The following is a 25,308-nucleotide window of genomic DNA, read 5'->3' on the forward strand; positions in this document are numbered from 1 at the left end:
GTCAGGCGGAACTGTCAGGCGGAGACAGGTGCCGTGGCCTCGCGGTCCGCTGCGTCGATGTCGCCGTACTCGCCCTGGCGGTAGGCGCGGCGGCCGAGGGTCCAGACGTAGGTGAAGAACGCCAGCTCGGCGAGGATGCCGATGGTGACGCGGACCGCGACGGGCAGGAACGGTGTGACGAACGCTTCGATCAGCCCGGTGACGAGCAGGACCGCGGCGAGACCGATCGCCATCCCGACGGTGGCGCGACCGGTCTGGGCGACGGACTGCATGCGGGTCCGGGGCCCCGGCACGACCCAGGACCAGCCGAGCCGCAGACCGGCCGCGGTCGCGACGAACACCGCGGTGAGCTCGAGCAGACCGTGCGGAGTGATCAGACCGAAGAACAGACCGCCCTTGTCGTGGCCGATCATCAGCCCGGCGCTGAGGCCGAGGTTGAGCGCGTTGTCCCAGAGGATGAAGACGGACGGGATCAGCAGGATGCCGAGCGCGAGGACGGCGGCACTGATCGTCGCGTTGTTGATCCAGACGCGGAGTGCGAAGTCCTGTGCGGGGTTCTCCGAGTAGTACGACTCGAAGTCGTGCTCGACGAGCTGTTTGATCTGGCCCGGCGTAGCGATCGAGTCCATCACCTCCGGGTGCGCCAGCACCCGCCACGCGGCCCAGGCCGTCACCAGGTAGAAGAGCAGACCGATGGTTAGCCACCAGCGTCTGGACGCGTAGAGCGCGGCCGGGAAGCTGACCAGGAAGTACTTCGAGATGTCACGCCAGACGGGAGCCTGAGCACCTGTCACGGCGCCACGCGCGTCGGCGATCAGCCCGGACAGGCGACCGATCGACACCGGGTCCGCTCCGGCCGCTCGCAGCGCAGCCAGGTGGGTGCCGACGCGCTGGTAGAGCACCACGAGCTCTTCGGCCTCCGCACCGGACAGGCGGCGCTGCCGACGCGTCAGATAGGCCAGGCGGTCCCACTGCGGCTGGTGCACCGAGACAAAGGCTTCTACGTCCACCGCCACACCTCCTCCACCCGACTGGTGGCAGACTAACCGGACTGAGTGTCTACCGAGGAGGGGGGCGGCTAGGTGTCGCAGCTGGTCACCGGCGAAGCGGTAGTCCTCCAGGTGCGGATCGCGCGGATGCCGACGCGGGCACTGGCGTGTGCGATCGACATGGCGCTGCAGGGCATCGTCCTGACCGTTCTGATCGCGTTGCTCGCCGGTTTCCTGTTCGGGAGCGAGTCCAGTGAGGCGCTGGCGATCGCGCTGATCTTCATCGTCGTACTGCTCGTGGTGGTCGGCTATCGGGTCGTCATGGAGACGCTCACCCGGGGACGGACACTGGGCAAGATGGTGCTCGGGCTGAAGGTCGTACGCGACGACGGCAGCTCGATCCGGTTCCGGCACGCGCTGGTGCGGACGCTGATGTGGTTCTTCGTCGACTTCGCGCCGTGGTTCGCGGCCTGCCCCGGGATCGTGGCGAGCCTGATGAACAAGCAGGGCAAGCGGATCGGGGACATGGTCGCCGGTACGGTCGTCATTCGCGAACGGCACCAGTCGATGGCGTCACCGCCGCTGTTCGTCCCCGGCCACCTGGTCCAGTGGGCACAGTCGCTCGAGCTGTCCCGGCTGTCCGACGAGCTCGCCAACGCCGCCCGCGACTACCTGTCCCGGTACGCCGAACTCCTGCCCGGCGCCCAGCACGCCATCGGCGAGGCACTGGCCGCCCGTGTAGCCGCCGTGATCGCCCCCGCACCGCCGACCCAGATCATCGCCCCCGCCTACCTGTCGGCCGTCCTCGCCGAACGCCGCCGCCGAGAACTCCACCGCCTCTCCACCCAACGCCTCACCCACACCGGCCCGTTCGCCCCACCAAGCCCGTACGGCGTTCTCCCGCCGCCCCCACCCGCGCCGGGCCCGTTCGCCCCGCCGCCACCGCTGTCGACACCCCACCCCGCAACAGTCAACGCCCAAGGCTGGGCCGCCCCGGGCAGCAACGAGTCGAGTCAGTGGTCCTGACGCCGTAGCGACGAACCTGAACCTGCACGCACGCAAAACCCCCACCAAAAGGCCGTTCCGGACCGTTTGGAGGGGGTTGTGCCTGCCTGGGCGTCCGCTCAGTAGCGGTAGGCCTCGGCCTTGTACGGGCCCTCGACCGGGACGCCCAGGTACGCGGACTGCTCCTTGGTCAGTTCGGTGAGCTTGACGCCGAGGGCGTCGAGGTGGAGGCGGGCGACCATCTCGTCGAGGTGCTTCGGCAGCACGTACACCTCGGTCGGGTAGTCGGCGGTCTTCACGAACAGCTCGATCTGCGCCAGCACCTGGTTGGTGAACGAGTTCGACATCACGAACGACGGGTGCCCGGTCGCGTTGCCCAGGTTCAGCAGGCGGCCCTCGGACAGCACGATGATCGTGTGGCCGTCGGGGAACCGGAACTCGTCGACCTGCGGCTTGATGTTGACCCGCTCGACGCCGGCCGTCCTGTACAGCCCGGCCATGTCGATCTCGTTGTCGAAGTGGCCGATGTTGCCGACGATCGCCTGGTGCTTCATCGCCGCCATGTGATCGGCGGTGATGACGTCCTTGTTGCCGGTGGTGGTGACGAAGATGTCGGCGATCCCGACCACGTCGTCCACGGTCGTCACCTGGTACCCGTCCATCGCCGCCTGCAGCGCGCAGATCGGGTCGATCTCGGTGACGATCACCCGGGCGCCCTGGCCGCGCAGCGACTCGGCGCAGCCCTTGCCGACATCGCCGTACCCGCAGACGACCGCGACCTTGCCGCCGATCAGTACGTCGGTGGCGCGGTTGATGCCGTCGATCAGCGAGTGCCGGCAGCCGTACTTGTTGTCGAACTTCGACTTGGTCACCGAGTCGTTGACGTTGATCGCCGGGAACAGCAGCGCGCCGGCCTTGTGCATCTCGTACAGCCGGTGCACGCCGGTGGTGGTCTCCTCGGTGACCCCCTTGATGCCCTGACCGATCGTGGTCCACAGCTGCGGGTCCTCCTGCAGCGTGCGGGTCAGCAGCTTCAGGACGACGCCGTACTCCTCGGAGTCCGCGGTCGACGGGTCCGGTACGGCGCCCGCCTTCTCGAACTCGGTGCCCTTGTGGACGAGCATCGTGGCGTCGCCGCCGTCGTCCAGGATCATGTTGGGGCCCTCTTCACCGGGCCACTTCAGCGCCTGCTCCGTGCACCACCAGTACTCCTCCAGGGTCTCGCCCTTCCAGGCGAACACCGGCACACCGGCGGGGTTCTCGGCGGAACCCTCCGGGCCGACGACGACCGCCGCGGCGGCGTGGTCCTGGGTGGAGAAGATGTTGCACGAGACCCAGCGCACCTCGGCACCGAGCGCGGTCAGCGTCTCGATCAGCACCGCGGTCTGGATCGTCATGTGCAGCGAGCCCATGATCCGCGCGCCGGCCAGCGGCTTGCTCTCGCCGTACTGCGCGCGCATCGCCATCAGGCCGGGCATCTCGTGCTCGGCCAGCCGGATCTCCTTGCGCCCGAACTCGGCCAGGCCGAGGTCCGCCACCTTGTAGTCGAAGGTCATGCCGCTCCCCTGAAGACAGTGCTGAAGACAGTGATTGGTTCCGTGCTGAGCCTAGAGGGCCGAGCCACGCGGTTTGATCGCTCCAGGCGCATTTTTGACACCGAAATGTCAGGATTGATGCTATGCGCATCACCGAGGCCGCTCGCCAACTGGGTACCACTCCGCGCATGCTGCGCTACCGGGAGGCACTCGGCCTGCTGCCACGCTCCAGATCCGAGCACACGGCACAACGCCAGTACGACGACCGCGACCTGGCCGCCGTCCGGCTGGCGCTCGATCTCGAACGCCGGTACGACGTGACGCCGGCCGCCCTCGCCTTCGCCCTGCGAGCCCTCGCCGAACCGTCCGTAGCCGCCGACATCCGCAACCTCGGCTACCGCACCGGCCGCTTGACCGCCCCGCCCACCCAGGCGCAGATCGACCGCGACCGCGCGCTCAGATGGCTGGGACGTTCCGGTGTACTCCCGCCCAAACCCCACTGACCTCCGAGGCCGGCCGGCGTGGTTCGACGGGCGTAGATTGGGTACCGAAGTGTCACGCTCCGCCAGATCCGGAGCGGTGCTGCCCCAGCCCCCGGCGCACTCCGACGGAGTACTTGCGGGGTGTCGATCATGGCTACAGCGGCAGTTCCGGACGATGCCCCACCCGGCGAGTTCCAGGCAGTCGGCGGAAGGCTCGAACGAGCGCTCATCTGGGTGTTCATCGTCGTACCCACTCTCGCGCTACTGCCCGGGATGTTCTTCGCCTGGGGCGGCTGGATCGGCTGGCACGACATCGTCCTGCTGGTCGTGTTCTATGTGATCACCACGACCGGTATCGGCGCCGGCTACCACCGCGGCCTCACCCACGGCTCGTTCAAGAGCAGGCGTGGTCTCAAGATCGCGCTCGCGATCGCCGGCAGCCTCGCGCTCGAAGGACCTGTCATCCGCTGGGTGGCCGACCACCGCAAGCACCACAAGTTCTCCGACCGCGACGGAGATCCACACTCACCCTGGCGCTACGGCACCACGGCCTGGGCGGTGACCAAAGGATTCGTCTTCGCCCATGCCGGCTGGGTGCTCTGGGGTTCGGATCGCGCCGACCCGAGGCACTACGCACCGGACCTCCTGCGCGACCGCGACCTGGCCGCGATCTCACGGCATTTCCGTGCGCTCGCCGCGGTCTCCCTGCTGGCGCCCGCAGTCATCGGCGGGCTGTGGGACAGGTCGTGGCACGGCGCGGCGACCGGATTCTTCTGGGGCACACTGGTCCGCGTCGCCCTGATGCACCACGTCACGTTCTCGATCAACTCGATCTGTCACGTCACCGGCAAGAAGCCGTTCAGCGCCCGCGACCGGTCGGGCAACGTCTGGTGGCTCGCCATCCTCAGCCAGGGCGAGTCATGGCACAACCTGCACCACGCCGACCCCACCTGCGCACGCCACGGCGTACTCAAGGGCCAGATCGACGTGAATGCCTGGATCATCAAGCGATTCGAACAGTTCGGCTGGGCGTACGACGTCAGGTGGCCCGACCGGGACCGGCTCGAAAGGAAACGTGCCGCGGCACGCTGACAGTCAGAGGGCCTCTCAGTGGGAAGGCGCCTCGGGTACGGCGGGACGCTCGTCGGGGACGTGGTTCTCCTGGAACACGTCGGGCTCGAGGTAGATGTGGACGCTCATCGGCTCGGCTTCGCGGACTGCTCGTTCGGCGGCGTCGATGACCTCGGCGACGACGGCCGCGTCGGCGGTTGGTTCGACGCCGAGTTTGGCGGCGACCAGGACCTCCTCGGGGCCGAGGTGCAGGGTCTTGATGTGGATCAGGCGCTGCACACCGGGGGTGTTCTCGATCGCGTCGACGATCTTCTGCTGCGCCTCGCGGGTCGCGGACTCACCCAGCAGCAGCGACTTCATCTCGATCGCCAGGAAGATCGCGACGCAGACCAGCAGCACGCCGATCGCCATCGACCCCAGGCCGTCGTACACACCGTTGCCAGTGGCAAGTGTCAGCACGACGCCGATCAGCGCCAGCACCAGACCGGTGAGCGCGGCGAAGTCCTCCAGCAGGATGACCGGCAGCTCCGGAGCCCGCGCGTTCCGGATGAACCGCGTCCAGGACACGTGCCCGCGGACCTTGTTCGCCTCGACGATCGCGGTCCGGAACGACAGGGTCTCCATCACGATCGCGACCACCAGCACCGCGACCGGAACCCACTTCCAGTTGTCGATGCCGTGCGGATCGTGCACCTTGTGGTAGCCCTCGTACAGCGCGAACAGACCACCGACGCTGAACAGCACGATCGACACGATGAACGAGTAGACGTACCGTTCCCGGCCGAACCCGAACTGGTGCAGTTCGTCGGCCGCGCGCTTGGCCCGCTGACCGCCGACCAGCAGCAGCACCTGGTTGCCCGCGTCGGCGAGTGAGTGGATCGCTTCGGCCAGCATCGACGCCGACTGGGTCAGGGCCCAGGCGCCGAACTTGGTGATCGCGATCCCGGTGTTCGCCAGCAAAGCCGCGACAACGGCCTTGTTTCCGCCACCAGCCATGGTTGTTCGAGTCCTCCGGAAAGAGATCAGCGTGCGGACACGACGAACGCCGTGCCGGAACCACGCAGGGTACAGGGTCCTTCGGTTCCCGAGGCGAACGCGGACTGCCCTGCGGACAAGCTCTCAGCAGATTCTTTGCCGACAGCATCGACGGTCCCGGCCACGCAGCAGATGATCCGCGGCCCGGCACCTTCCACGGTCCGCTCGCCGCCGTCCAGATCGACCCGCTGGACAGCGAAGTACGGGCAACCGGTCTCGTAGACCCCGTCCGCGGTCGCGGTCAGCACCGGATCCGCCAGCGGCTCGAAGTCCACCACGGACACCAGTTCCGGTACGTCGATGTGCTTGCGCGTCAGCCCACCGCGCAGCACGTTGTCCGAGTTCGCCATCACCTCGAACCCGAGCCCTCGCAGGTACGCGTGCACGTTCCCGGCCGGGAGGTAGACCGCGTCGAACCGCTGCAACCGCACCCGGTTCAGCAGCAGGGCCGCGAGGACGCCGGGATCGTCCGGGAAATCCGCGCAGAGCCGGCTCATGGTCTCGCGCTCCAGCGCGAACGCGTCACCGGTGTAGGTGTCGATCGCGAACCCCAGGGCGGCGACCAGCGGACGGATCGCGTCCCGGTCGCGGCTCATGAAGTCGGTGAACGCCTCGCGCAGCTTGCCGTTGCGCAGCAGGTCCGTCAGCTCGCCGAACCCGGCGGGCCCCAACGCGTCCAGCAGCGCGACCGTGCTCTCCAGCGGCCGGAAACCGACCAGTGCGTCGAACGGCTCGAGCGCGATCAGGATCTCCGGCTTCGGCCAGGCGTCCTTGTAGTTCCGGTCCGCGGCGTCCCGGGGGATCCCGTCCGCCTCGTCCCGCGCGTACCCGTCGATCGCCTGCTCCCGGGAGGGGTGCGCCTGGACCGACAGCGGCTGTCCGGCCGCGAGCAGCTTCGCGAGGAACGGGAACCGGCCCTCGAACCGCTCGGTCGTCTCCGCGCCCAGCACCGCGGCGGGGTCGGCGGACACCACGTCGTACAACGTGTCGCCGTTCGGCAGGACCGACGGGGCGGACTCGTGGGCGCCCATCCACATCTCGGCCTGCGGCTTGCCGTCCGGTTGCACCCCGAGCAGCTCGGGAAGGGCGGTCGGCGAACCCCACGCGTAGTCGCGGATCGTGTTCTGGAGCGGAACTACCACGCTGGGTCCTCCGAAGGAATCCCCGGCTCGGCCGGATCGTCGTCGACCGCCGTACCGTAGCGGCCCAGGCCGATCCCGAGGTACGCCGCGGCGTACCGGCCGTGCTGGGTCAGGGCGGCGTACCGGGCGATGTCCGTGCCGTCGGCCTGCGTGACTGTGTGCACACGGACGTCGTGCGCCTGTGCCTTCTGCTCGAGCTTGCGGCGGTGCTCGGCGACGCCCGAATCCTCCACGCCGTCGTCGAGGATGATCAGAGCCGGCCGCAGCTCCTCCGCCTTGTCGAACGGGTCCGCGAACAGGTCCCGCGGCGGCTGGTTGAGCACCGGCAGCAGGTGACCGGCGTCAGCGGCCAGAGCGGGCCGACCACTCGCCAGCCGCAGCGCCTCGACCACACGCCGTGCCGCCCGCGCAGCGAGCACCGAACCGCCCCACACCAGCGGCAACGCGTCCGCGAGCACCAGTGCGAGGTCCTTGGCCTGGTTGGAGGCCACGTCCTTGTTGGGCGAGCACTCGATCGCTACCTCGTCCAGGATCGCCGCGACGGCCTTGTGGTCCACCTCCGGTCCCAGGTCCATCTGGTGCAGCGCCTGCAGTACGGCGACCGCGGACGCCAGCTGGTCGTCGGACTGGGACGGCAGGCGAATCGCGTGCCGCAGACCGGCCGAGGCGATCGCCACCGGCGAGTCCTCCGGCGCGGCGACCATCAGCCCGCAACCACGTCGTACCGCTTCGCCCGCGGCCGAGACCGCGTCCAGGTCCTCGGAAGCACCGGCGAGTACGACGACCAGGTCGAGGGGACCCGCCCAACCGGGCAGTCCCGGACCGGGCCAGGCGAGGAACGGAACCGGGCACACCGGCTCCAGCACGGCCCGGACCAGCCGGGCGTCCCGGCCGGCGGCCACCACAGCGCGGGGCCGGAAACCGTCGGACGTCAGCGTGGACAGCACGTCGTCGGACGCTTCGAGCTCGGCGCGGACCCGGGCGCCGGCCATCGCGAGCCGTCGCAGCAGATGGTCCGCTGCCTGGAGTGCGGCCGGGTCGTCCAGCCGGGTGTCGTCGAAGACGCTCATCAGCTAAGTGTCAGCTCTCTGTCGCGGCTGTTTCCCTGGTGTCCCGGGCCTCGTCGATCAGCAGCACCGGGATGTCGTCGCGCACCGGGTACGCCAGCCCGCAGGCGGCGTTGGTGCAGATCAGCTCGTTCGCCTCGTCGTCCACGCGGAACTCCGAGCGGCACTTCGGGCAGACCAGGATGCTCAGCAGGTCCGGGTCCAGATTGACTGCCATTCAGTTCTCCTCCACCGATGCTCCGGTGATCAGGGCCAGTACTTCGTCGCGGACGCGTTCCATCTCCGGCCGGTCCGCCGCCTCGACGTTCAGCCGCAGCAACGGCTCCGTGTTCGACGCACGGACGTTGAACCACCACTGTCCCGCCGACACGGTCAACCCGTCCAGATGGTCGACGGTCACGCCCTCGAGGCCAGAATATGTGTCTTCGATCGCCGCGACGGTCGCCGCCGCGTCCGCGACCTTGTTGTTGATCTCGCCGGACGCGACGTACCGCTCGTACTCGGCGAACAGCTCGCTGGCCGGCTTGTCCTGCTCACCCAGCGCGGCCAGGACGTGCAGCGCCGCCAGCATGCCGGTGTCGGCGCGCCAGAAGTCGCGGAAGTAGTAGTGCGCGGAGTGCTCGCCGCCGAACACCGCGTCGGTCTCGGCCATCTTCTGCTTGATGTAGGAATGGCCGACGCGCGCGCGGACCGGCGTACCGCCGTGCTCGGTGATCAGCTCCGGGACGGCCTTCGACGTGATCAGGTTGTGGATGACGGCCGACCCCGGGTGCTTCGCGAGCTCGCGGACGGCGACCGCGCCGGTGATCGCGCTCGGCGAGATCGGGTCGCCCTTCTCGTCCACCGCGAAGCAGCGGTCCGCGTCGCCGTCGAAGGCCAGGCCGAGGTCGGCGCCGGTCTCGCGGACCTTGGCCTGCAGGTCGACCAGGTTCTTCGGGTCGAGCGGGTTGGCCTCGTGGTTCGGGAAGCTGCCGTCGAGCTCGAAGTACATCGGGACGATCGTCACCGGCCCTTCGGCGAACACGGCCGGGACGGTGTGGCCGCCCATGCCGTTGCCGGCGTCGACGACCACGGTCAGCGGGCGGATGCCGCTCAGGTCGACCAGGTGGTGCAGGTGGTCGGCGTACGCGGTCAGCAGGTCCTTGTGGGTGATGTGGCCCGCGGCGGATCCGGTCGCCGGGCCCTCGGTCAGCGCCTTGGCGACCAGGTCGGCGATGTCGCGCAGCCCCGAGTCGGAGCCGACCGGCGCGGCGCCCGCGCGGCACAGCTTGATGCCGTTGTACTGCGCCGGGTTGTGGCTCGCGGTGAACATCGCACCGGGCAGATCGAGCCGGCCGGACGCGAAGTACAGCTGGTCGGTCGACGCCAGGCCGATGTCGATCACGTCGGCGCCGGTGCTCGCAACACCTTCCGCGAAGGCAGCCGCCAGCCCCGGGCTGGACGGCCGCATGTCGTACCCGATCACGACCGCGCCGGGCCCGCCCAGCACGTCCAGGACCTCGACGAACGCAGCCCCCGTCGCCCGGGCCACCGACTCGTCGAACTGGTCCGGAACAACCCCCCGGACGTCATAAGCCTTGAAGATCCCCGCAACATCAACCATGCACGGACCCTATCCGGCACAGCGACCAAGCTGTATCTCAGCCTCTCGTTGTCGTATGTTCGGTCCTTGGTCACCGACCGGCGTGACCTGGCACCTGGGGGGTGGCCGAGCATGTTCCTGCGGATGGCTCTGCGGTACCGGTGGTCGCAGGCGCTGGTCCTGGCCGGGATCAGCCTGTTGATCGGCGCCTGCGCAGCGTTCGCGCCCTGGTTCGCGCGCGCGGTCGAGCAGACCGTCACGACCGAGGCCTTGACGCACCAGTGGAACTCCGCGGCCTGGCAGCTCAAGACGATCCCGTCGACGGCCGTCCGCGGACCGGCCGAATCGACGCCGCCGGAGGACCTCGCCCAGCTCGTCCCGGCCGATCTGAAGCCGCTGTTCACCCCACCGGTGTACGGACGGGCCGCCGCGGTGATCTGGGGTCGCGGCAACGACAGGCCGACCGTCCAGGGCCGAGTGGTGTGGCGGGACGGCTACTGCGCCCAGCTCGAACTGACCGCCGGCCGGTGCCCCGGCGGCCCGGGTGAGGTCGCCGCGTCGACAGCGGACGCGAAGAACTTCGGCCTGAAGATCGGTACGACGCTCAGGGCCCAGACCGCCAGCGACCCGACGCGCAGCCCGCTCCGCGTGGTCGGGATCTACCAGGCGGACGCCGAGGACGCCTACTGGTTCGGCCGCAGGCCGATCGGGAACTCGCGGCAGGCCAGCGACTCGCAGCCGCCGCTGGGCGACTTCCTCCTCACCGAACGTGACACGCTCGCCGGCAAGGCCTTGGGTGCCTACTCGACCCTCGACACCCGCCCGCGGCCGGGCAGCGCGCGAGCCGACGACCTGGACCGGATCCGGCAGGCGACCGATCAACTCGAGATACAGATCGCCGAACGCGGTATGGACGCGCAGAACAGCTCAGGGCTGATCTCGGTCATCGACAGCATCCAGGCGGAACGGCGGCAGGCTACGACGATCATCCCGCTGGTCATGGTGCAGGTGGCCCTGTTCGGAGTGGTTGTACTGGCGCTGGCGCTGGCCACGGTGGTCGACCAGCGCCGACCGGAACTGGCGGTCTCCCGACTGCGCGGGTCAGGCGCCGGTACGACGGGCCGGACGCTGGCCGTCGAGCTAGGTGTACCCGTGCTGCTCGGTACCGTGGTCGGCGCGGTGGCCGGCTTCGCGATGCTCCTCACCGTACGAGTGGCCTGGCTGGGCGGAGGAGCGCCCCTGGAGATGCCGTGGACGGTTCCGGCAGCGGTCGCTGTGGCGGCGCTGGCCGGGCTGACGGTCGTCGTGCTGTCGGTCCGCACCGTCGTCCGCCGGCCGATCTCCAGCCTGCTGCGGAGGATCCCGCTCCGCGGACGGCACCGCACGATCGGCCTGATCGATCTCACGGTCATCGTCGTCGCATCGGCCGGACTGGTGACAGGACTGACCAGTGGCGGCCGCGGCCCGCTCCCCATCCTGACTCCCACCTTGCTCGCTCTGGCCGTGGGTCTCGCCTTCGCGCACCTGCTGTTGCCGGCCGCGGGACTGGTCAGCCGGCAGGCGCTGCGCAGCGGGCGGCTCGGTCTCGCGCTCGGCGCTCTGCAGGTGGCGAGGCGGCCAGCCGTGACGCGGCTCGTGGCCGTCGTCGCCGTCGCGACCGGCTTGGCGTCGTTCGCCGGTCAGGCGGCTTCGGTCGGCGATCGCAACCGGGACACCCGGGCCGGCTACGAAACCGGCGCCGAGGCGGTACTGGCGATCGACACCGCGAACCTCGGCGAGTTCACCGCGGCCGCCGACAAGGTCGACCCGGAGCGCCGGTGGCTGACCCCCGTCGTACTCACCAGTCCACCGTCCGCGGAGAGCCTGCGTGCCGTGCTGATCGAGCCGGACAGCTATCAGCGGATCGCCTTCCGCGGCGACCGGCTCACCGATGCCGACGGCTTCAGCAAGCTCCGGGCGCCCACGGATCCGAAACCGATCGAGCTGACCGGTCAGCGGATGACGGTGACCGCGGACGTCAGCGGCGTCTCGCCGTACGAGCCGCCGACCGATGACGGCGTGATTCCTGCGCCCGAGGAGCCGGCCAAGTCGGTGGTCCTGCAGGCGACGGTGGTCAACCAGCAAAGCGGCGGGCGGTATCTCGTGCGTTTCCCGCCGATACCGCTGGGTCGCGGCGGTCCGGTCACGCTGAGCACGGTGATCGGCTGCGAGCCGTCCTGCCTGCTGCTCCGGCTCGGGGTGTCCCGCGAAGTCGGGGATGTCGCAGGCGTCAGGGGGCAGGTCGCGATCAGCCGGCTGACGACCGACACCCAGCAGATCCCGCTGGGCAAGGCAGAGAACTGGAAGAGCGGCCAGCAGATCGAAGCCGATCAGGGTGGCATCACGGCAACGGACGGGCCGAACGGGTTGACGCTCGACGTCACGAGCCTCGGCGGCGAACTGAACCTCCAGCATGCCGCCGCCCCCACGCCGGTGCCGGCGCTGGTCAGCCCGGACGCCGTCGGCGATTCTCTGACGGTGCCGGGTTTCGACGGGATCGCGATCCCGATCGCGAAGCTGGGCAATCCGCGGATCCCGGTGCCGCGCCACACCGACCTGGTCGCCGTGCTCGATCTGGAGACCGCCCGCCGGTTCGGTGGCGGCGTGGACCGCGCTTCGACCGAGTTCGAGCTCTGGCTGAACGCCGACGGGCTGGCGAACGTCGGCAAGGTCATGGACGGCCTCAAAGCGGCCGGAGTCACGCCCACGCTCGTCGATCAACGGTCGGACCGCATCGCCGGGTACGGGCGTTCCGCCAGCGCCCTCGCGCTGCAGCTCACCCCGATCGTCGGATTCGCCAGCTGGGCGCTCGCAGTCGTCGTACTGCTGCTGATGGGCGTCAGCTCCTGGCGCTCCCGGGCGCAGGACTACGCGAGCCTGCGCATCAACGGCGTACCGGCGGCCACGACCGGAGGGGCCGCGCGCTGGGAACAGACCGGACCGGTCGTGCTGGCAGCGCTGCTCGGGTCGGCCTGTGGGGTCATCGGCGCCCACATCGCGCTGCCGATGTTCCCGCTGTTCGCGGAGACCACCGAACCGTCGCCGATACCGCTCGACCTGGCGATCAACTGGCCCGTGGCGCTGATCCTCTGGCTGGGCGGCACCGTCGTACTGACTGCCACGACGCTGGTCCTGGGCACGACCGTGAACAGGCGCGCGGGCTACGGCCGGATCCGGGAGGAGCTGTCATGAGCGGACTGGCGATCAGCACCAGCGGCCTGGTGCACATCTACCGCAGCCAAGGCCATGACGTCGCTGCCTTGTCGGGGATCGGGATCGCTGTGCGGCCCGGCGAGATCGTCGGTCTGCTCGGCCCGTCCGGCGCCGGCAAGTCCACACTGCTGCAGCTCTGCGGCGGTCTGCTGACGCCGAGCGCCGGGCGTCTGCAGATCGGCGAACACACCCTGACCACGATGACCGAGCCCGAGCTGGACCGGATGCGCGCCAGCGACGTCGGCATCGTGTTGCAGGGCGCCGGGCGCAACCTCGTCCCATACCTGTCGCCGGTGAACAACGTCAAGTACGCACAGCGCGCCGCGGCCGGCGATCGGTCGTTGCCGGCACCGGAGGAGGTACTCGACCTCGTCGGCCTGACCGACCACGCCCACGCTCGGCTGCAGTCGCTGACACCCGGGCAGATCCAGCTCTGTGCGGTCGCCGTCGGGATCGCGACGTTCCCCGGTCTGCTGCTGGCCGACGAGCCCACGAGTCAACTGGACCACGCGGCCCGGGACGAGGTGCTCGCCGCGATCTCGACCATCAACGCGAGCACCGGTATGACGGTCCTGCTGGTGACACACGACCCCGAAGTCGCCGCCCTGCTCCCCCGCACTGTCACCATCCGCGACGGACGGATCGCCTCCGAGGGCCGCAGCGGCGAGGAGTTCGCAGTCGTCGCCACCGACGGCTCCCTGCCGCTACCACCGCACGTCGCCGAACTCCTGGCACCAGGAACCCTGCTCCGGGTCACGACCACCGAGGACGGCGACGTACGGCTACGTCCTGTACAGCAAGAAGATCAGGCGTGATCAGGCCTTCTCGAACCAGCCCGGGTCCTTGCGGTGGTGGACGGTCGGCAGCTGGCGCGGGCTGGTCGGGGCGGCCCACTTGGCGGCGTTGGCGATGATCTGCTGGACCTCGGGCTGGTGGTACGTCGGGTACTCCTGGTCGCCGGGGCGGAAGTAGAAGACCCGGCCCTGGCCGCGGCGGTAGCAGCAGCCCGAGCGGAACACCTCGCCGCCGGAGAACGAGCTGACGAACACCAGCTCGTCCGGCTGCGGGATGTCGAACAGTTCGCCGTACATCTCCTCGCGCTCGATCACCAGCGGGTGCGGGACGCCCTGCGCGATCGGGTGCCCGGCGGCGACCGTCCAGATCAGCTCGCGGTCGTTCTCGGCGCGCCAGTCGAGCGAGCAGGTGGTGCCCATCAGCTTGATGAAGATCTTGCTGAAGTGCGCCGAGTGCAGCGCGATCAGGCCCATGCCGGACAGCACGTGCTGCTGCACCCGGTCGACGATCGCGTCGTCGACGTCACCGTGCGCGGCGTGCCCCCACCAGGTGAGTACGTCGGTGTCGGCGAGCACTTCCTCGGTCAGACCGTGCTCGTCCTGCTGCAGCCACGCCGTACGGACGACCACTTCCTGACCGAGCTTGTCCCGCAGCGCCGCCGCGATCGTCTCGTGCATGGTGTCCGGGTAGACCTTGCGGACGGTCTCGTCGCGGCCCTCGTGGACGTTCTCGCCCCACACCGTCACGCGAATGGGTTCAGTCATGGAGCACAACCTCTCGTCCCGCCTTCGCCGAGGCGTAGCAGGCGTCGATGATCTCGGTCCGCAGCAGCGCCTCGGACCCGTTCTGGCCTTCCCATTCACCGCTCTTGACGATCCGGACGAACTCCGCGACCACCGCGCGGTGGCCGAGCCCGGCGCCGGTCGCCGGCTTCACCTCGGCCGGTACGCCGCCGACGTCGGTGAAGATCCGCAGCGTGTCCTCGTTGGTGTAGTTCTGCACCTCGATCTTGGCGCCGCCGTCGGTCCCGAACAGCTCGATCCCGAAGTTGTCGCCCGGCGCCCGGTACGTCGCCCAGCTGGTCTCCAGCTGCAGCGCGCCGCCACCCTGCAACCGCAGGTACGCCGTGGCCAGGTCCTCCACCTCGAACGCCGATCCGAGCGTGTTCGCGTTCGGGTCCCGGCTGCCCTTGCCGCGCGGGCCGAGCTCGGCGAACGTGCTCGCCGACACCGTGCTCACCTGCGGCTCACCCATCAGGTGCAGCGCCATGTCGAGGATGTGCACGCCGAGGTCGATCAGCGGCCCGCCGCCGGACAGCTCGCGGTTGGTGAACCAGCCGCCCATCCCGGGGATGCCGTTGCGGCGCATCCAGTGCGCCTTCGCGTAGTAGATCCGGCCGAGCTGGCCCTCGTCGATCTGGTGCTTGAGCGCCGCGACGTCACCGCGCTCGCGGTGGTTGAACACGACCTTCAGCACCCGGCCGGCCTGCTTGGAGGCCTCGACCATCGCGGTGCCCTCGGCCACGGTCCGGGCCAGCGGCTTCTCGGACAGCACGTGCAGGCCCTTCTGCAGGGCCGCCAGCGCGATCGGGGCGTGCAGCTGCGTCGGCGTACCGATGCTGACCGCCTCCAGCCCCGGGGTCTCGAGCAGGTCCTCCCACCGCTCGTACAGATGCGGTACGCCGTGCTTCTCGCCCAGGCTGGTCAGGATGTCCTTCTCCAGACCGGCCAGGCCGATCACCTCGACGTCCGGCAGTTCGGAGAACGCCTCCAGCGCCGTCCGTCCGGCAAAGCCCAGTCCTACGACACCGACCCGCAGTTTTTGATCGTTCACAGAGACGATCCTCTCCCGATGACAACGAAGGACACAACTGCTTCCCACACTACGGAACAGGTTTGAACACCCGTCAACCCGCTTGGTGTAACAGACAGGTCACGCGGCAGCGCAGGCCAGGGTGGGCCAGGGTGGATCAGTCGTCGTCGGTGTCGAAGTCCGGATCGATCTGCTCGGGAGACAGCGCGAGCACGTCGGCCAACTCCAGGACCAGCGCGGAGCGGACCAGCCAGGACAGGCCGGCGCCGGAGCGTTCGGCCCGGAGCTCGATCGGGCGCCGGAACACCACGATCCGGTACGGCTCGTGCGACGTACCGCCGCTGGCGTGGGTGAGCGGGATCTCGGTGGCGTCCAGGTCCAGGTTCGGCACGTCCTCGATGGCGAACTCGACCCGCGCGACCACCTGCGGCAGCCGCTTCTCCAGCCGGGTCACCTCGATCGCGACCACCTCGTCGAACTGCGCGGCGGCGGACCGCTGCAGCGGCAGACCACGCGGCGCGAACGTGCTCGGCCGGCTGATCGGGCCGAGCATGCCGCGCCCATGGCGGTCGATGTGCCTGCGATGACGGCGAGCCTCGGTCACGCGCTCAGCCTAGTGGGCGTAATGTCTGGTCGTGAGCATCGCCAGGATCTGTTCGCGCGCCGGATGTCAGAAGCCTGCCGTATCGACGCTCACCTACGTGTACGCCGACTCGACCTGCGTCCTCGGTCCGCTCGCGACGTACGCCGAGCCGCACTGCTACGACCTGTGCGCCGACCACGCCGACCGCCTCACCGCTCCGAACGGCTGGGAGGTCATCCGGCTCGCTCCGGACCCCGCAGCTGCCGGCCCGTCGTCCGACGACCTGGAAGCTCTGGCGAACGCGGTCCGCGAGGCAGCACGTCCCCTGCCACGCCGCGAGCCCGGCACCGGTACGCCGGGCGCTCCGGTCGAGGTGGCCCGCCGCGGCCACCTGCGCATGCTGCAGGACCCGGGCGCCAACACCAACGAAGGCTAGGGCCTAGTTACCGCAGCGCAGCGCTGACGTCCGGCTGGGCGCCCAGCTGAGCGCGGAACACCAGCGACGTCGTCAACGGCCACGCGGCCACCTGCGGTACGTCGTCATCGCCCGGCTTCGCCGCCGGCATCAGCGTGACGCCCGCGACCACCGTCCCGCGGGTCTGCTGAACCATCAGGTACGTCGGCCGCGGCTGTGCCGGGAACGAGATCGGTGTCGTCGCGCCACCCACTATGTCCAGCGCCCGCGTGGTCAGCACCCGGTCGGCCGCGTCCCGCAGCTCGAACTTCACGCTGCCGGTCTTCCCCGGCGCGGTCACCTGCAGTACGGCCGGCTGCTTGTGCGCCGGAATGACCAGGTACGCCGGTCCGGTCAGCGCCTCCGCCGACCCGATCGACGAGAACTCGGTCCGGCTCGCGTCCGTGGACCGCACCGACGCGGTCACCGGCTGATCCGACGTCACGGTGATCGCGCTGGCGTCACCGTGCAGCACCGAGTCGAGCATGAACGTCTTCACCGAGCCCGCTTCGATCTGAATGGTCTCCAGACCGGCCGGCTTGAACGGCCCGTTCGGCCCGTTCACGGTCAGGCTCGCGGTCGCCTGCAGGTCGGTGGGGTTCGCGACCGACAGGATCCGCAGACCGGCGCCGGGAGCGACCGCGGGCACGAACACCTTGGTCGCGGGCGCCGCTGAGGTGTTCAGCCAGTCCACACCGGCGGGCTGACTGCCGTTCGACGCGTTGGACCGGACGGCGGCCGCTACCCGACCACCTGTCGATTCCACGTGCAGGGCGAGGTCGCGGAGGTTCGGAGCGACCTGCTTCAGGAACAGCTCGAAGGTGCCGAGTGCCGGGACCACGATGCCCCGTGCCGCGGGCAGGTCCTGCGCACCGTTCCGCGCGTACACACTGACGTTCACTTCCGCGTTGATGCTGTCCAGGTTGGTCAGCACCAGCACGTCACGCCGTTCGCTCGCACCGGACGCTCCGACGAACCAGAAGTCCGACCCGGGCACCTGGCACGGCACGCTGGCCATCCCGCGGTTCACGCCGTCCTGCGCGGTCGTCGTACTCGTGCCGACCGTCCCCGCGGCCAGCGGTCCGGTGCCCTTGATGGACAACGGCTCCGGCTTGACCACTACCGCACTCGAGCCGATCGTTCCGCGCTTCAGCAGCGACCCGACCGGGTCCGACGTGGTCGGCAGCGGAGCGATCGTCAACGGGTCAGCGGTCCCCGGCGCCGTCGGCGTACCTTCCGGCAGTGTCGGCGCCACACCGTTCACCACGCTGGCCATCTTGCCGCCAGGAGACAGCACCGGGCAGGACAGCGCCGTACGGTTCACCACTGTGCGGGCAGGCTCGGTGACAGCGGCCTGCGCCTGGGTGTCGGCCTTCTCGGGCTTGATGACCAGACCGATCCCGGCCAGTGCGGCCATGGCGACGACGACGGCTCCGATCCGGAGACGCGGGTCGGACAGCAACCGGCTCACCGGTCCCTCCTCGCGTGGGTGCCCTGCGGTACGGCGACGGTGCGGCGCACCGTCGGCAGACAGAAGATCAGCGCGAGGATCCAGCCGATCAGGCCAAGGATGCGCCAGACGTTGTGAGTCTGGTCGACCAGCGGCGTCTCGCCCTTGATCTTCGACCGGTCGACGAGCCACGAGGCGTCGCCGTCGTTCGCACTGGCCCTGGTCAGGCCCGGCAGCGAGTCGAGCGTCGACTGCAGCGTCAGGTCCACCGGACCAGGCAGGTACACGTAGTCGATCGCGAGAGCGGCCAGCTGGCGGCCTTCCTCGCCGCTGCCGCCACCACCGAGTGTTGCCAGGACGTCTGTGAGCGGCTTGGTCTGCGCCGCGGTCGGAGCCGCCTCGAGCGCCCCCATCCGCGGTCCGCCGTTCTTGACCAGCGAGAACCGCATCTGGCCTTCCGGCGCCTTCCGCACCACCAGGATCGACTGGTTGTCCGGCGGGTCCTGCGAAGCGACCAGGTACGCCGGGAGGTCCTGAGCGGGACCACGCCACAACGGACCGTCGACCCCACGCACCAGCCAGAACCCGGCCGTCACCACAGTCGTCAGCAGAACGATGCCGAGCACGCCCTGGACGATGATCTCGGTGGACTTGCCGACCGAGTCCCAGGCGACCGCGACGGTGATGATCCAGCCGGCCGTCATCAGGAACATCAACGGCCCACTGCCACCGCCGAGCCGGCTGGCGACCAGTGTCCCGGCCAGACCGGCGAGTGCGGCGAACCACCCGAGCAGCTCGTACCGCTGCCGCGACTGACGCAGCAGGCTGACCAGAGCCACCAGAATCAGCGGTACGGCGAACCACCACGGCGCCGGCGCACCGACCGGCGTACCTGTCAGCAGATGCGGCAGGCTGTCGCCCGGACCGATCGCAGCGGTCGGCGGACCGCCCGCCTCCCAGCCCAGCTTCGACGGGTGCTGCACGAGGTCCAGCGTCCACGGAAGCACGAGCAGCAGGCCGAGCACGACCGAGAACACCAACTGGCGCCCCTGCCGCCGCCAGCCGAGCCCCAGCACTGCGCCGAGGACCAGGATGACGCTGACGAGCAGAGCCAGTGCCGGCGTGAACGCGAACAGCACCGCCAGACAGATCCCCGCGAACCACGCGGCCCGCCAACTGCCCTGAACAACCACACGCCGCCGTCGAGCAACGGTGTGAACGGCCGCACCGAGCAGTGGCAGCACGATCGCCGCCACACACGTCCCGATCCGCCCTTGAGTGATCGCACCGTTCGTGAAGACAGCCAGCCCGTACGCCGATGCGCCCCAGGCCCGTGCCACGCGGTCGACCACGAACGCGCGCAGCAACGCCCACGCGGCCAGACCGGCCAGGGGCACCGCACCGAGCAGCAGGACGTTGGTCGCCCCGGTCGGACCGAACATGACCGTCGAGAACGCCCAGAACTGCGCCAGCCAGGCAGGCGGGGTCACGCCCGGCGGGGCGGACGCCGCCGCGTGCCACAACGCCGCGAGGTTCTCCTGCGCCGGCAGCAGCAAGTTGGAACGGAGTACTCCGCCGCCGATCAGATCGCGGGCCGCGATCAGTGCACCGATGGCCAGCACGACCCACGCGATCAGGAACGGCCGCCGGATCAGCTGACGCCGCCACCTCGGCTGGTCGACCGCCACGCGCGCGGTGGACTTTGCCCGCCGGGCAGTGGTGACGACCTGTTCTTCCGGCTCGTCCGCCCACGCTTCGCGGATCCGCTCGGAGATCGTGCTGGTCGTCTCCTCCAGGTTGTGCCGCAGTGCGTGCACGGACCGGGAGAACAGTCCCTTGATGTCGTCGTACGGGACCTGGTCGAGACTTCGGCGGTTCTTGCGTGCTTGTGTCCAGCCGCCGGCGAGGAGAGTGCCGAGCAACGCGGTCCACTCGTCGACGGCGCCGGACGGTGTCTTACCGAGCAGGAACCAGATCGACCGCATCACGGTGCCGAACAGGAACCGCAGGATCAGCAGCGGAAGCAGCTTGCCGGGGGCGTTCGCGAGCACGGTGTAGTACGCGTGGGCGCGGTCGAGCTGGTACGCGTGCCGGCGAGTACCGGCCAGTGCTCGCTCGCCCGTCGCCGCGGCCTGCGCGTGGTAGACGACCGCGTCGGGCGCGACGCCTACCTGGTAGCCGGCGCGGCTCGCGCGCCAGCCGAAGTCGATGTCGTCGCGGAACATCGGCAGCCGCGGGTCGAAACCGCGCAGCGCCTCCCAGACGTCGCGGCGTACCAGCATGCCGGCCGAGCTGACCGCGAGCACGTTCCGCGGCTGGTCGTGCTGGCCCTGGTCGAGCTCACCGTTCTCGATGCCGGTGTCGCGGCGGCCGCCGAGCGACGTGGTGACGCCGACCTCGAGCAGCTCCCGGTCCCGCGGCCAGAGCCGCAGCTTCGGGCCCCAGACACCGGTGTTCGGCGCAATGGTGGCCTGGAGCAACAATTTCTCCAGGGCCTTCGGCGCCGGCGCGCAGTCGTCGTGCAGCAGCCACAGCCACTCCACCACGGGCATGTGGCCGTCGTCGCCGTACGGGCCGACGGCACTCGGGATCGGCGCGAAGCCGTGGGCCTCGAGACCGCGGGCGACCGCGACCCCGAAACCGGTCCGCGCGGAGACGCTGACGACCGGCTCGACGCCAGGCATCCCGGCCAGCAGTTCGGCGGTTTCGTCGGTGGATCCGGTGTCGACCGCGATCAGCCGGTCCGGGCGCGGGTTGAGCGCCCACAACGCCTCGGACAGCCGCGGCAGCCAGGCCGCGCCTTCATGCCCGACCACCACCGCGGTGACGACATGCCGGACCCGCGGACGACGCATGTGGTCGCCGGTGTGATCGGTCGGGAAATCGACGGAGTCGAAGAATTCCCAGCCGGCCGGGGCTTCTTGTTCCATGCGGAGCTGTGACACCTCGATGCTTGCGGACGGTCACCGTGACCGCAGGTCCCGGCGAGGACTCACCATACAGCCGCCGTCGAGGAGTCAGGAAAGCCGCGGCCCCCGGCTCAGGAAAGCCGCGGGCCCCGGGCGACGTTCGCCCGGGGCCTCGCGGAAGTCCTGATGTGTGGTGCCTTGGATACCGACGGTCAGACGGCCTTCTTCTTCAGCTTGCGGCGTTCCCGTTCCGACAGGCCGCCCCAGATCCCGAAGCGCTCGTCGTTCTGCAGCGCGTACTCGAGGCACTCGCCCCGGACGTCGCAACCGAGGCACACCTTCTTGGCCTCGCGGGTGGAACCGCCCTTCTCCGGGAAGAAAGCCTCTGGATCGGTCTGGGCGCACAACGCCCTTTCCTGCCAGTTCGGCTCCTCCTCGATCGCCTCACCGTCGACAATCGCCATCAGCTCTGTCACGGTACGACCTCCTCGACCCTGTTCGTTCCCCTGTACATGTGGGTTTGCGGTCCACATGCCTGACCTCGTCCGTCCTGCGCTCTGCAACGGTCCCCGATACCGAGTGTCCTAACGAACGACACGGTTGAAATTACATTCCTGCAATCCACGAAAGTCAAGCCGTGCTCTGCTATTGGGATCATCCGCAACACGGCCGCAAAAGAACGAGAGGCCTGTAGATACAGGCCTCTCGCGCTGTGTACCCGACCTCAAACCTTGTACTGCCGGGATTTTTCCTCAGTACTCGGCAAGGGCTTGCCGTCCTGGATCACTGAGTGATCAGGAAGGTTGCGACCACCAGCCCTGCTGTCCCTGACCCTGCGGGTTCTGGTCGTTCTTGTCCGACTCGGCCCGCGGGTCGATCCGGGTCTCGTCGGCGGCCTCGGCCTGCGGTGCCGGGTCGGCAGCGCCCGGCTGCTGCTCGGCGGCCGGGGTCTCCTCGGCCTGCCAGGCCTGCTCCTGCTGCCACGCCTGCTGAGCCTGCTGGGCTTCTGCCGGTTCCTGGGTGCCCTCAGCAGCGCCGTGCTCCTGCTGGCCCCACTCCTGCGCGGCCGGGGTCTGCTGGCCGTACTCCTGGCCACCCCACTGCTGCTGGCCGGCGTCAGCGCCGCCCCACTGCTGCTCCTGCGGCCACTGCTGAGCCTGCTGACCCTGGTCCTGGCCGCCCCACTGCTGCTGGCCCTCAGAGGCCCACGGCTGCGTCGGCTCGGCCGTCTGGCCCTCGGCGGGCCATGCCTGCTCGGCGCCCGGCTGACCGGCGTGCTGCGCGGCGTGCTGACTGGCCTGCTGGGCCTCGGCCTCGCCGGCCGACCAGTTCTGCTGCTCGCCCTGGTTCCAGCCCTGCTCCTGCGGCCACTGCTGACCCTGGTCCTGGCCTGCGGCGTAGCCACCTGCGGCGCCGGCAGCACCAGCGGCCGCGTAACCGCCGTACTGCTGGCCCTGGTCGTAGCCCTGCTGACCGCCGTACTGACCCTGCTGGCCCTGGTCGTAACCCTGCTGGCCGTAGCCCTGCTGCTGGCCGTACGGCGCCGTCTGGCCGTACTGCTGGCCCGGCTGACCCTGCTGGAACTGACCCGGCTTCGGCGCACGCACCGGCGCCGGCAGCGCCTGGAACGTCTTCAGCGCGTACAGCCCGATACCGCCGTACAGCGCGAGACCACCGAGGGAGAAGATGAATCCGACGATCTTCTCGCCGGCCGTGCCGCTGCCGTTGAACTGCGCGAACGTGGCGACCAGGCCGATCAGCAGGAAGAGACCGGTGACGATGAGGGCGCCCAACACGACAATGCGTGCGTTCGGCGTCCGCTCAGCTTCGTTGACCAGCCAGACCGCACCGACCAGCGCGGGAAGCAGCGCCAGCGTGGTGATGGACGGCGGGACAATGACGGAGTGCACGCCGCCGGAAGCGGCGACGAAGCCGATCCCGCCGACGAACAACTGGAACAGCGAGGCCAGTGCGAGCAGGCCGGCGAATGCGAGCAAGGTGTACGCGACCGGCTCTCTGAGCTTCTTGGTTGCGTCGGTGACCACGAGGGCTCCTCGGATGTTGGGGGGCCGTACAACTGAGCTGTGCGGACGTGATGACCCTCCGCAGCATAGTCGTGCGGTGGTCCGACGCATTGACGACTCGGGCAGACTCTTCCCATGCGATTGACAGTGCTGGCCGGCGGCATCGGCGGCTCCACCTTCCTGCTCGGGCTCCTGAAGGCCCGTCCGGACGCCGAGATCACCGTCGTGGGGAACACCGCGGACGACATCACCCTGTTCGGGCTGCGGGTCTGTCCCGACCTCGACACCGTGATGTACACGCTCGGCGGTGGCATCTCGGAGGAGCGTAAGTGGGGCCGCGAGGACGAGACCTGGGTGATCAAGGAGGAGCTCGCGGCGTACGGCGTGGAGCCCACCTGGTTCGGGCTCGGCGACCGGGACGTGGCGACGCACCTCGTGCGCACCCAGATGCTGGACGCCGGCTACACGCTCAGTGCGGTCACCGAGGCCCTGTCCACGCGCTGGAAGCTGCCGGTCCGGCTGCTGCCGATGAGTGACGACCGGATCGAGACCCACGTGGTGGTGGACGACCCGGAACAGCCCGGGCGGCGCAAGGCCATTCATTTCCAGGAGTACTGGGTCCGTCATCAGGCCAAGATCCCGGCCCACCAGATCGTTGCCGTCGGCCAGGAGAAGGCGAAGCCCGCGCCCGGCGTCCTCGAGGCGATCGCGGACTGCGACGTACTGATCGTGCCGCCGTCGAACCCGGTGGTCTCGGTCGGCACGATCCTCGGCGTCCCCGGGATCCGGGACGCGGTCCGGGAGACCAAGGCCCCGGTCATCGGGCTGTCGCCGATCATCGGCACCGGTCCGGTCCGCGGGATGGCCGACAAGGTGCTCGCCACCGTCGGTGTGGCGTCCACCGCGTCGGCCGTGGCCCGCCACTACGGTTCCCGCACGTCCGGCGGCGTACTGGACGGCTGGCTGATCGACTCCTCCGACGCGATCCAGGCGGATTCGATCGCCGGCGCCGGAATTCACGTCCAGGCGGTGCCGTTGTGGATGACGGACGACACCACCACCGCCGCGATGGCTGACGCGGCACTGACCCTCGCGGAGGCCGTACGGCGATGAGGAAGCACCTGGAGATCTTCCCGGTGACAGGGCTGCCCGAGGTGGCGGCCGGCGACGACCTGGCCGCGCTGATCGCCGAGGGCACCGACCTGCGCGACGGCGATGTGGTCTCGGTGACGTCGAAGATCGTCAGCAAGGCGGAGGGCCGGCTGACCTACGGCACCCGCCAGGAAGCGGTCGACGCCGAGCTCGTGCGGGTCGTCGCCCAGCGCGGTGAGACCCGGATCGTGCAGACCCGGCACGGCCTGGTGATGGCCGCGGCCGGGACGGACACGTCGAACACGGCGCCCGGCACGGTCCTGCTGCTCCCGGTCGACCCGGACGCGTCGGCCCGTGACCTGCGGACCGCTTTGCAGGAGCGGTACGACGTGAACGTCGGCATCGTCGTCACGGACACGCTCGGCCGCCCGTGGCGCAACGGTCAGACCGACCTCGCCATCGGTGCCGCCGGCGTCCGCGTCGTCGAGGACCTCCGCGGTACGACGGACAGCCACGGCAACGTCCTCGCGGTGACCGAGCCGGCGCTGGCCGACGAGATCGCCGGCGCCAGCGAACTGGTGAAGGGCAAGGCGGACGGCGTACCGGTCGCCGTACTGCGTGGTCTGGAGGACGTCGTCCTGCCGATCGGTGAGCACGGGCCCGGCGCGCGGGCGCTGGTGCGGGACGCCGAGCACGACATGTTCAGCCTGGGTACGCGGGAGTCCGCGCGGGCCGCCGTACTCCATCGGCAACCGCCGAGCGGACCGCGTGCGGCCGATCCGGCGTTGTGGTCGGGGCTGCTGACCGACGTCGACGGCGTCCGGCTCGAAGCGGCTGACAACGCTGTCACGGTGTTCGGCGACGAGCCGGTGACCGTGGGACTGGTCGCGGAACGGCTGGCCGTCCTGCTGCACGCCGAGGGGTACGGCGTGACGGTGCGTCCCGGACCGGGCAGCGAGGCGACGGTCACGTTCGGCTCACGGTCCGGATAGTTTTCTGGGCAACTTCTCAGGGGCACCTCGTACACTG

The 25,308-nt window shown here is 69.6% G+C and carries 22 protein-coding genes; 8 read left to right on the forward strand and 14 right to left on the reverse strand.

What is annotated here, in order from left to right:
* Positions 1–14 precede the first annotated feature (14 nt).
* Complete coding sequence (locus E0H50_RS12975; protein WP_131288533.1) at positions 15–1,010, reverse strand: stage II sporulation protein M; 996 nt, start codon at positions 1,008–1,010, stop codon at positions 15–17.
* A gap of 72 nt (positions 1,011–1,082) precedes the next feature.
* On the opposite strand from E0H50_RS12975, the gene E0H50_RS12980 reads away from it, so the two are divergent.
* Positions 1,083–2,015 carry an RDD family protein gene (locus tag E0H50_RS12980; RefSeq protein WP_238150936.1) on the forward strand — a complete coding sequence of 311 codons (933 nt, stop codon included), beginning with the start codon at positions 1,083–1,085 and terminating at the stop codon, positions 2,013–2,015.
* A gap of 98 nt (positions 2,016–2,113) precedes the next feature.
* Here the strand turns inward: E0H50_RS12980 and ahcY are convergent, their stop codons facing one another.
* On the reverse strand, positions 2,114–3,550 hold the full coding sequence (ahcY, locus tag E0H50_RS12985; RefSeq protein ID WP_131287487.1) for an adenosylhomocysteinase: 1,437 nt from the start codon (positions 3,548–3,550) through the stop codon (positions 2,114–2,116).
* A 122-nt stretch (positions 3,551–3,672) separates the two neighbouring features.
* On the opposite strand from ahcY, the gene E0H50_RS12990 reads away from it, so the two are divergent.
* A complete protein-coding gene (locus E0H50_RS12990; RefSeq protein ID WP_131287489.1) occupies positions 3,673–4,032 on the forward strand; it encodes a MerR family transcriptional regulator in 360 nt (119 codons plus the stop codon).
* A 129-nt stretch (positions 4,033–4,161) separates the two neighbouring features.
* Positions 4,162–5,103, forward strand: a complete 942-nt coding sequence (locus tag E0H50_RS12995; RefSeq protein WP_131287491.1) for an acyl-CoA desaturase — start codon at positions 4,162–4,164, stop codon at positions 5,101–5,103.
* A 15-nt stretch (positions 5,104–5,118) separates the two neighbouring features.
* Here E0H50_RS12995 and E0H50_RS13000 read toward each other — a convergent pair whose 3' ends face one another.
* Genes E0H50_RS13000 through E0H50_RS13020 form a run of 5 tightly spaced genes read right to left on the reverse strand, consistent with a single transcriptional unit; the run spans position 5,119 to position 9,929 of the window.
* The gene (locus E0H50_RS13000) at positions 5,119–6,078 is read right to left on the reverse strand and encodes a cation diffusion facilitator family transporter (RefSeq protein WP_131287493.1); all 960 of its coding nucleotides are present in this window, start codon (positions 6,076–6,078) and stop codon (positions 5,119–5,121) included.
* Between the two features lie 26 nt (positions 6,079–6,104).
* Positions 6,105–7,259: a mannose-6-phosphate isomerase, class I gene (manA, locus tag E0H50_RS13005; protein ID WP_131287495.1), complete on the reverse strand. Its 1,155-nt coding sequence runs from the start codon at positions 7,257–7,259 to the stop codon at positions 6,105–6,107.
* On the reverse strand, positions 7,253–8,329 hold the full coding sequence (locus E0H50_RS13010; RefSeq protein ID WP_131287497.1) for an SIS domain-containing protein: 1,077 nt from the start codon (positions 8,327–8,329) through the stop codon (positions 7,253–7,255). The genes manA and E0H50_RS13010 overlap by 7 nt, the downstream gene beginning before the upstream one ends.
* A 10-nt stretch (positions 8,330–8,339) precedes the next feature.
* Entirely contained in the window at positions 8,340–8,543 is a 204-nt protein-coding gene (locus E0H50_RS13015) for a Trm112 family protein (protein WP_130382481.1), read from the reverse strand.
* Positions 8,544–9,929, reverse strand: coding sequence for a phosphomannomutase/phosphoglucomutase (locus tag E0H50_RS13020; RefSeq protein WP_131287499.1), 1,386 nt, complete (start codon positions 9,927–9,929; stop codon positions 8,544–8,546).
* 111 nt (positions 9,930–10,040) lie between these two features.
* Here E0H50_RS13020 and E0H50_RS13025 point away from each other — a divergent pair, with 111 nt between their 5' ends.
* Together E0H50_RS13025 and E0H50_RS13030 are read left to right on the forward strand one after the other, a co-directional pair.
* Positions 10,041–13,139: an FtsX-like permease family protein gene (locus E0H50_RS13025; protein WP_131287501.1), complete on the forward strand. Its 3,099-nt coding sequence runs from the start codon at positions 10,041–10,043 to the stop codon at positions 13,137–13,139.
* Positions 13,136–13,975 carry an ABC transporter ATP-binding protein gene (locus tag E0H50_RS13030; protein ID WP_131287503.1) on the forward strand — a complete coding sequence of 280 codons (840 nt, stop codon included), beginning with the start codon at positions 13,136–13,138 and terminating at the stop codon, positions 13,973–13,975. The genes E0H50_RS13025 and E0H50_RS13030 overlap by 4 nt, the downstream gene beginning before the upstream one ends.
* Here the strand turns inward: E0H50_RS13030 and E0H50_RS13035 are convergent, their stop codons facing one another.
* The 3 genes from E0H50_RS13035 to E0H50_RS13045 all read right to left on the reverse strand — a co-directional run bounded on the left by E0H50_RS13035 (position 13,976) and on the right by E0H50_RS13045 (position 16,371).
* Positions 13,976–14,719: a ThuA domain-containing protein gene (locus E0H50_RS13035; protein ID WP_131287505.1), complete on the reverse strand. Its 744-nt coding sequence runs from the start codon at positions 14,717–14,719 to the stop codon at positions 13,976–13,978.
* Positions 14,712–15,788 carry a Gfo/Idh/MocA family protein gene (locus E0H50_RS13040; protein ID WP_131287507.1) on the reverse strand — a complete coding sequence of 359 codons (1,077 nt, stop codon included), beginning with the start codon at positions 15,786–15,788 and terminating at the stop codon, positions 14,712–14,714. Before E0H50_RS13040 ends, E0H50_RS13035 begins: the two co-directional genes overlap by 8 nt.
* Before the next feature lie 136 nt (positions 15,789–15,924).
* The gene (locus tag E0H50_RS13045) at positions 15,925–16,371 is read right to left on the reverse strand and encodes a metallopeptidase family protein (protein WP_238150937.1); all 447 of its coding nucleotides are present in this window, start codon (positions 16,369–16,371) and stop codon (positions 15,925–15,927) included.
* Between the two features lie 31 nt (positions 16,372–16,402).
* On the opposite strand from E0H50_RS13045, the gene E0H50_RS13050 reads away from it, so the two are divergent.
* Positions 16,403–16,786, forward strand: coding sequence for a DUF3499 domain-containing protein (locus E0H50_RS13050; protein WP_131287509.1), 384 nt, complete (start codon positions 16,403–16,405; stop codon positions 16,784–16,786).
* A 7-nt stretch (positions 16,787–16,793) separates the two neighbouring features.
* Here E0H50_RS13050 and E0H50_RS13055 read toward each other — a convergent pair whose 3' ends face one another.
* From E0H50_RS13055 to E0H50_RS13070, 4 genes are all read right to left on the reverse strand, one after another.
* On the reverse strand, positions 16,794–18,275 hold the full coding sequence (locus E0H50_RS13055; RefSeq protein ID WP_131287511.1) for a DUF5719 family protein: 1,482 nt from the start codon (positions 18,273–18,275) through the stop codon (positions 16,794–16,796).
* Complete coding sequence (locus tag E0H50_RS13060) at positions 18,272–21,184, reverse strand: glycosyltransferase family 2 protein (protein ID WP_131287513.1); 2,913 nt, start codon at positions 21,182–21,184, stop codon at positions 18,272–18,274. The genes E0H50_RS13055 and E0H50_RS13060 overlap by 4 nt, the downstream gene beginning before the upstream one ends.
* A gap of 191 nt (positions 21,185–21,375) precedes the next feature.
* The gene (locus E0H50_RS13065) at positions 21,376–21,627 is read right to left on the reverse strand and encodes a WhiB family transcriptional regulator (protein ID WP_020389877.1); all 252 of its coding nucleotides are present in this window, start codon (positions 21,625–21,627) and stop codon (positions 21,376–21,378) included.
* Positions 21,628–21,957: 330 nt separating this feature from the next.
* Complete coding sequence (locus E0H50_RS13070) at positions 21,958–23,208, reverse strand: hypothetical protein (RefSeq protein WP_131287515.1); 1,251 nt, start codon at positions 23,206–23,208, stop codon at positions 21,958–21,960.
* Between the two features lie 114 nt (positions 23,209–23,322).
* On the opposite strand from E0H50_RS13070, the gene cofD reads away from it, so the two are divergent.
* On the forward strand, positions 23,323–24,300 hold the full coding sequence (gene cofD, locus E0H50_RS13075) for a 2-phospho-L-lactate transferase (protein WP_131287518.1): 978 nt from the start codon (positions 23,323–23,325) through the stop codon (positions 24,298–24,300).
* The gene (locus E0H50_RS13080) at positions 24,297–25,271 is read left to right on the forward strand and encodes a coenzyme F420-0:L-glutamate ligase (protein WP_131287521.1); all 975 of its coding nucleotides are present in this window, start codon (positions 24,297–24,299) and stop codon (positions 25,269–25,271) included. The genes cofD and E0H50_RS13080 overlap by 4 nt, the downstream gene beginning before the upstream one ends.
* Positions 25,272–25,308: the final 37 nt, after the last annotated feature.

This window comes from Kribbella sindirgiensis, assembly GCF_004331435.1.
Lineage (GTDB): Bacteria > Actinomycetota > Actinomycetes > Propionibacteriales > Kribbellaceae > Kribbella > Kribbella sindirgiensis.

Bases quoted from the DNA above. Each gene is read 5' to 3' on its own strand.
- E0H50_RS13015 (WP_130382481.1), bottom strand. From the start codon at position 8,543: ATGGCAGTCAATCTGGACCCGGACCTGCTGAGCATCCTGGTCTGCCCG.
- E0H50_RS12990 (WP_131287489.1), top strand. From the start codon at position 3,673: ATGCGCATCACCGAGGCCGCTCGCCAACTGGGTACCACTCCGCGCATG.
- E0H50_RS13010 (WP_131287497.1), bottom strand. From the start codon at position 8,329: ATGAGCGTCTTCGACGACACCCGGCTGGACGACCCGGCCGCACTCCAG.
- E0H50_RS13025 (WP_131287501.1), top strand. From the start codon at position 10,041: ATGTTCCTGCGGATGGCTCTGCGGTACCGGTGGTCGCAGGCGCTGGTC.
- E0H50_RS13020 (WP_131287499.1), bottom strand. From the start codon at position 9,929: ATGGTTGATGTTGCGGGGATCTTCAAGGCTTATGACGTCCGGGGGGTT.
- E0H50_RS13080 (WP_131287521.1), top strand. From the start codon at position 24,297: ATGAGGAAGCACCTGGAGATCTTCCCGGTGACAGGGCTGCCCGAGGTG.
- E0H50_RS13000 (WP_131287493.1), bottom strand. From the start codon at position 6,078: ATGGCTGGTGGCGGAAACAAGGCCGTTGTCGCGGCTTTGCTGGCGAAC.
- E0H50_RS12995 (WP_131287491.1), top strand. From the start codon at position 4,162: ATGGCTACAGCGGCAGTTCCGGACGATGCCCCACCCGGCGAGTTCCAG.
- ahcY (WP_131287487.1), bottom strand. From the start codon at position 3,550: ATGACCTTCGACTACAAGGTGGCGGACCTCGGCCTGGCCGAGTTCGGG.
- E0H50_RS13065 (WP_020389877.1), bottom strand. From the start codon at position 21,627: ATGGCGATTGTCGACGGTGAGGCGATCGAGGAGGAGCCGAACTGGCAG.
- cofD (WP_131287518.1), top strand. From the start codon at position 23,323: ATGCGATTGACAGTGCTGGCCGGCGGCATCGGCGGCTCCACCTTCCTG.
- E0H50_RS13060 (WP_131287513.1), bottom strand. From the start codon at position 21,184: ATGGAACAAGAAGCCCCGGCCGGCTGGGAATTCTTCGACTCCGTCGAT.
- E0H50_RS13035 (WP_131287505.1), bottom strand. From the start codon at position 14,719: ATGACTGAACCCATTCGCGTGACGGTGTGGGGCGAGAACGTCCACGAG.
- E0H50_RS13030 (WP_131287503.1), top strand. From the start codon at position 13,136: ATGAGCGGACTGGCGATCAGCACCAGCGGCCTGGTGCACATCTACCGC.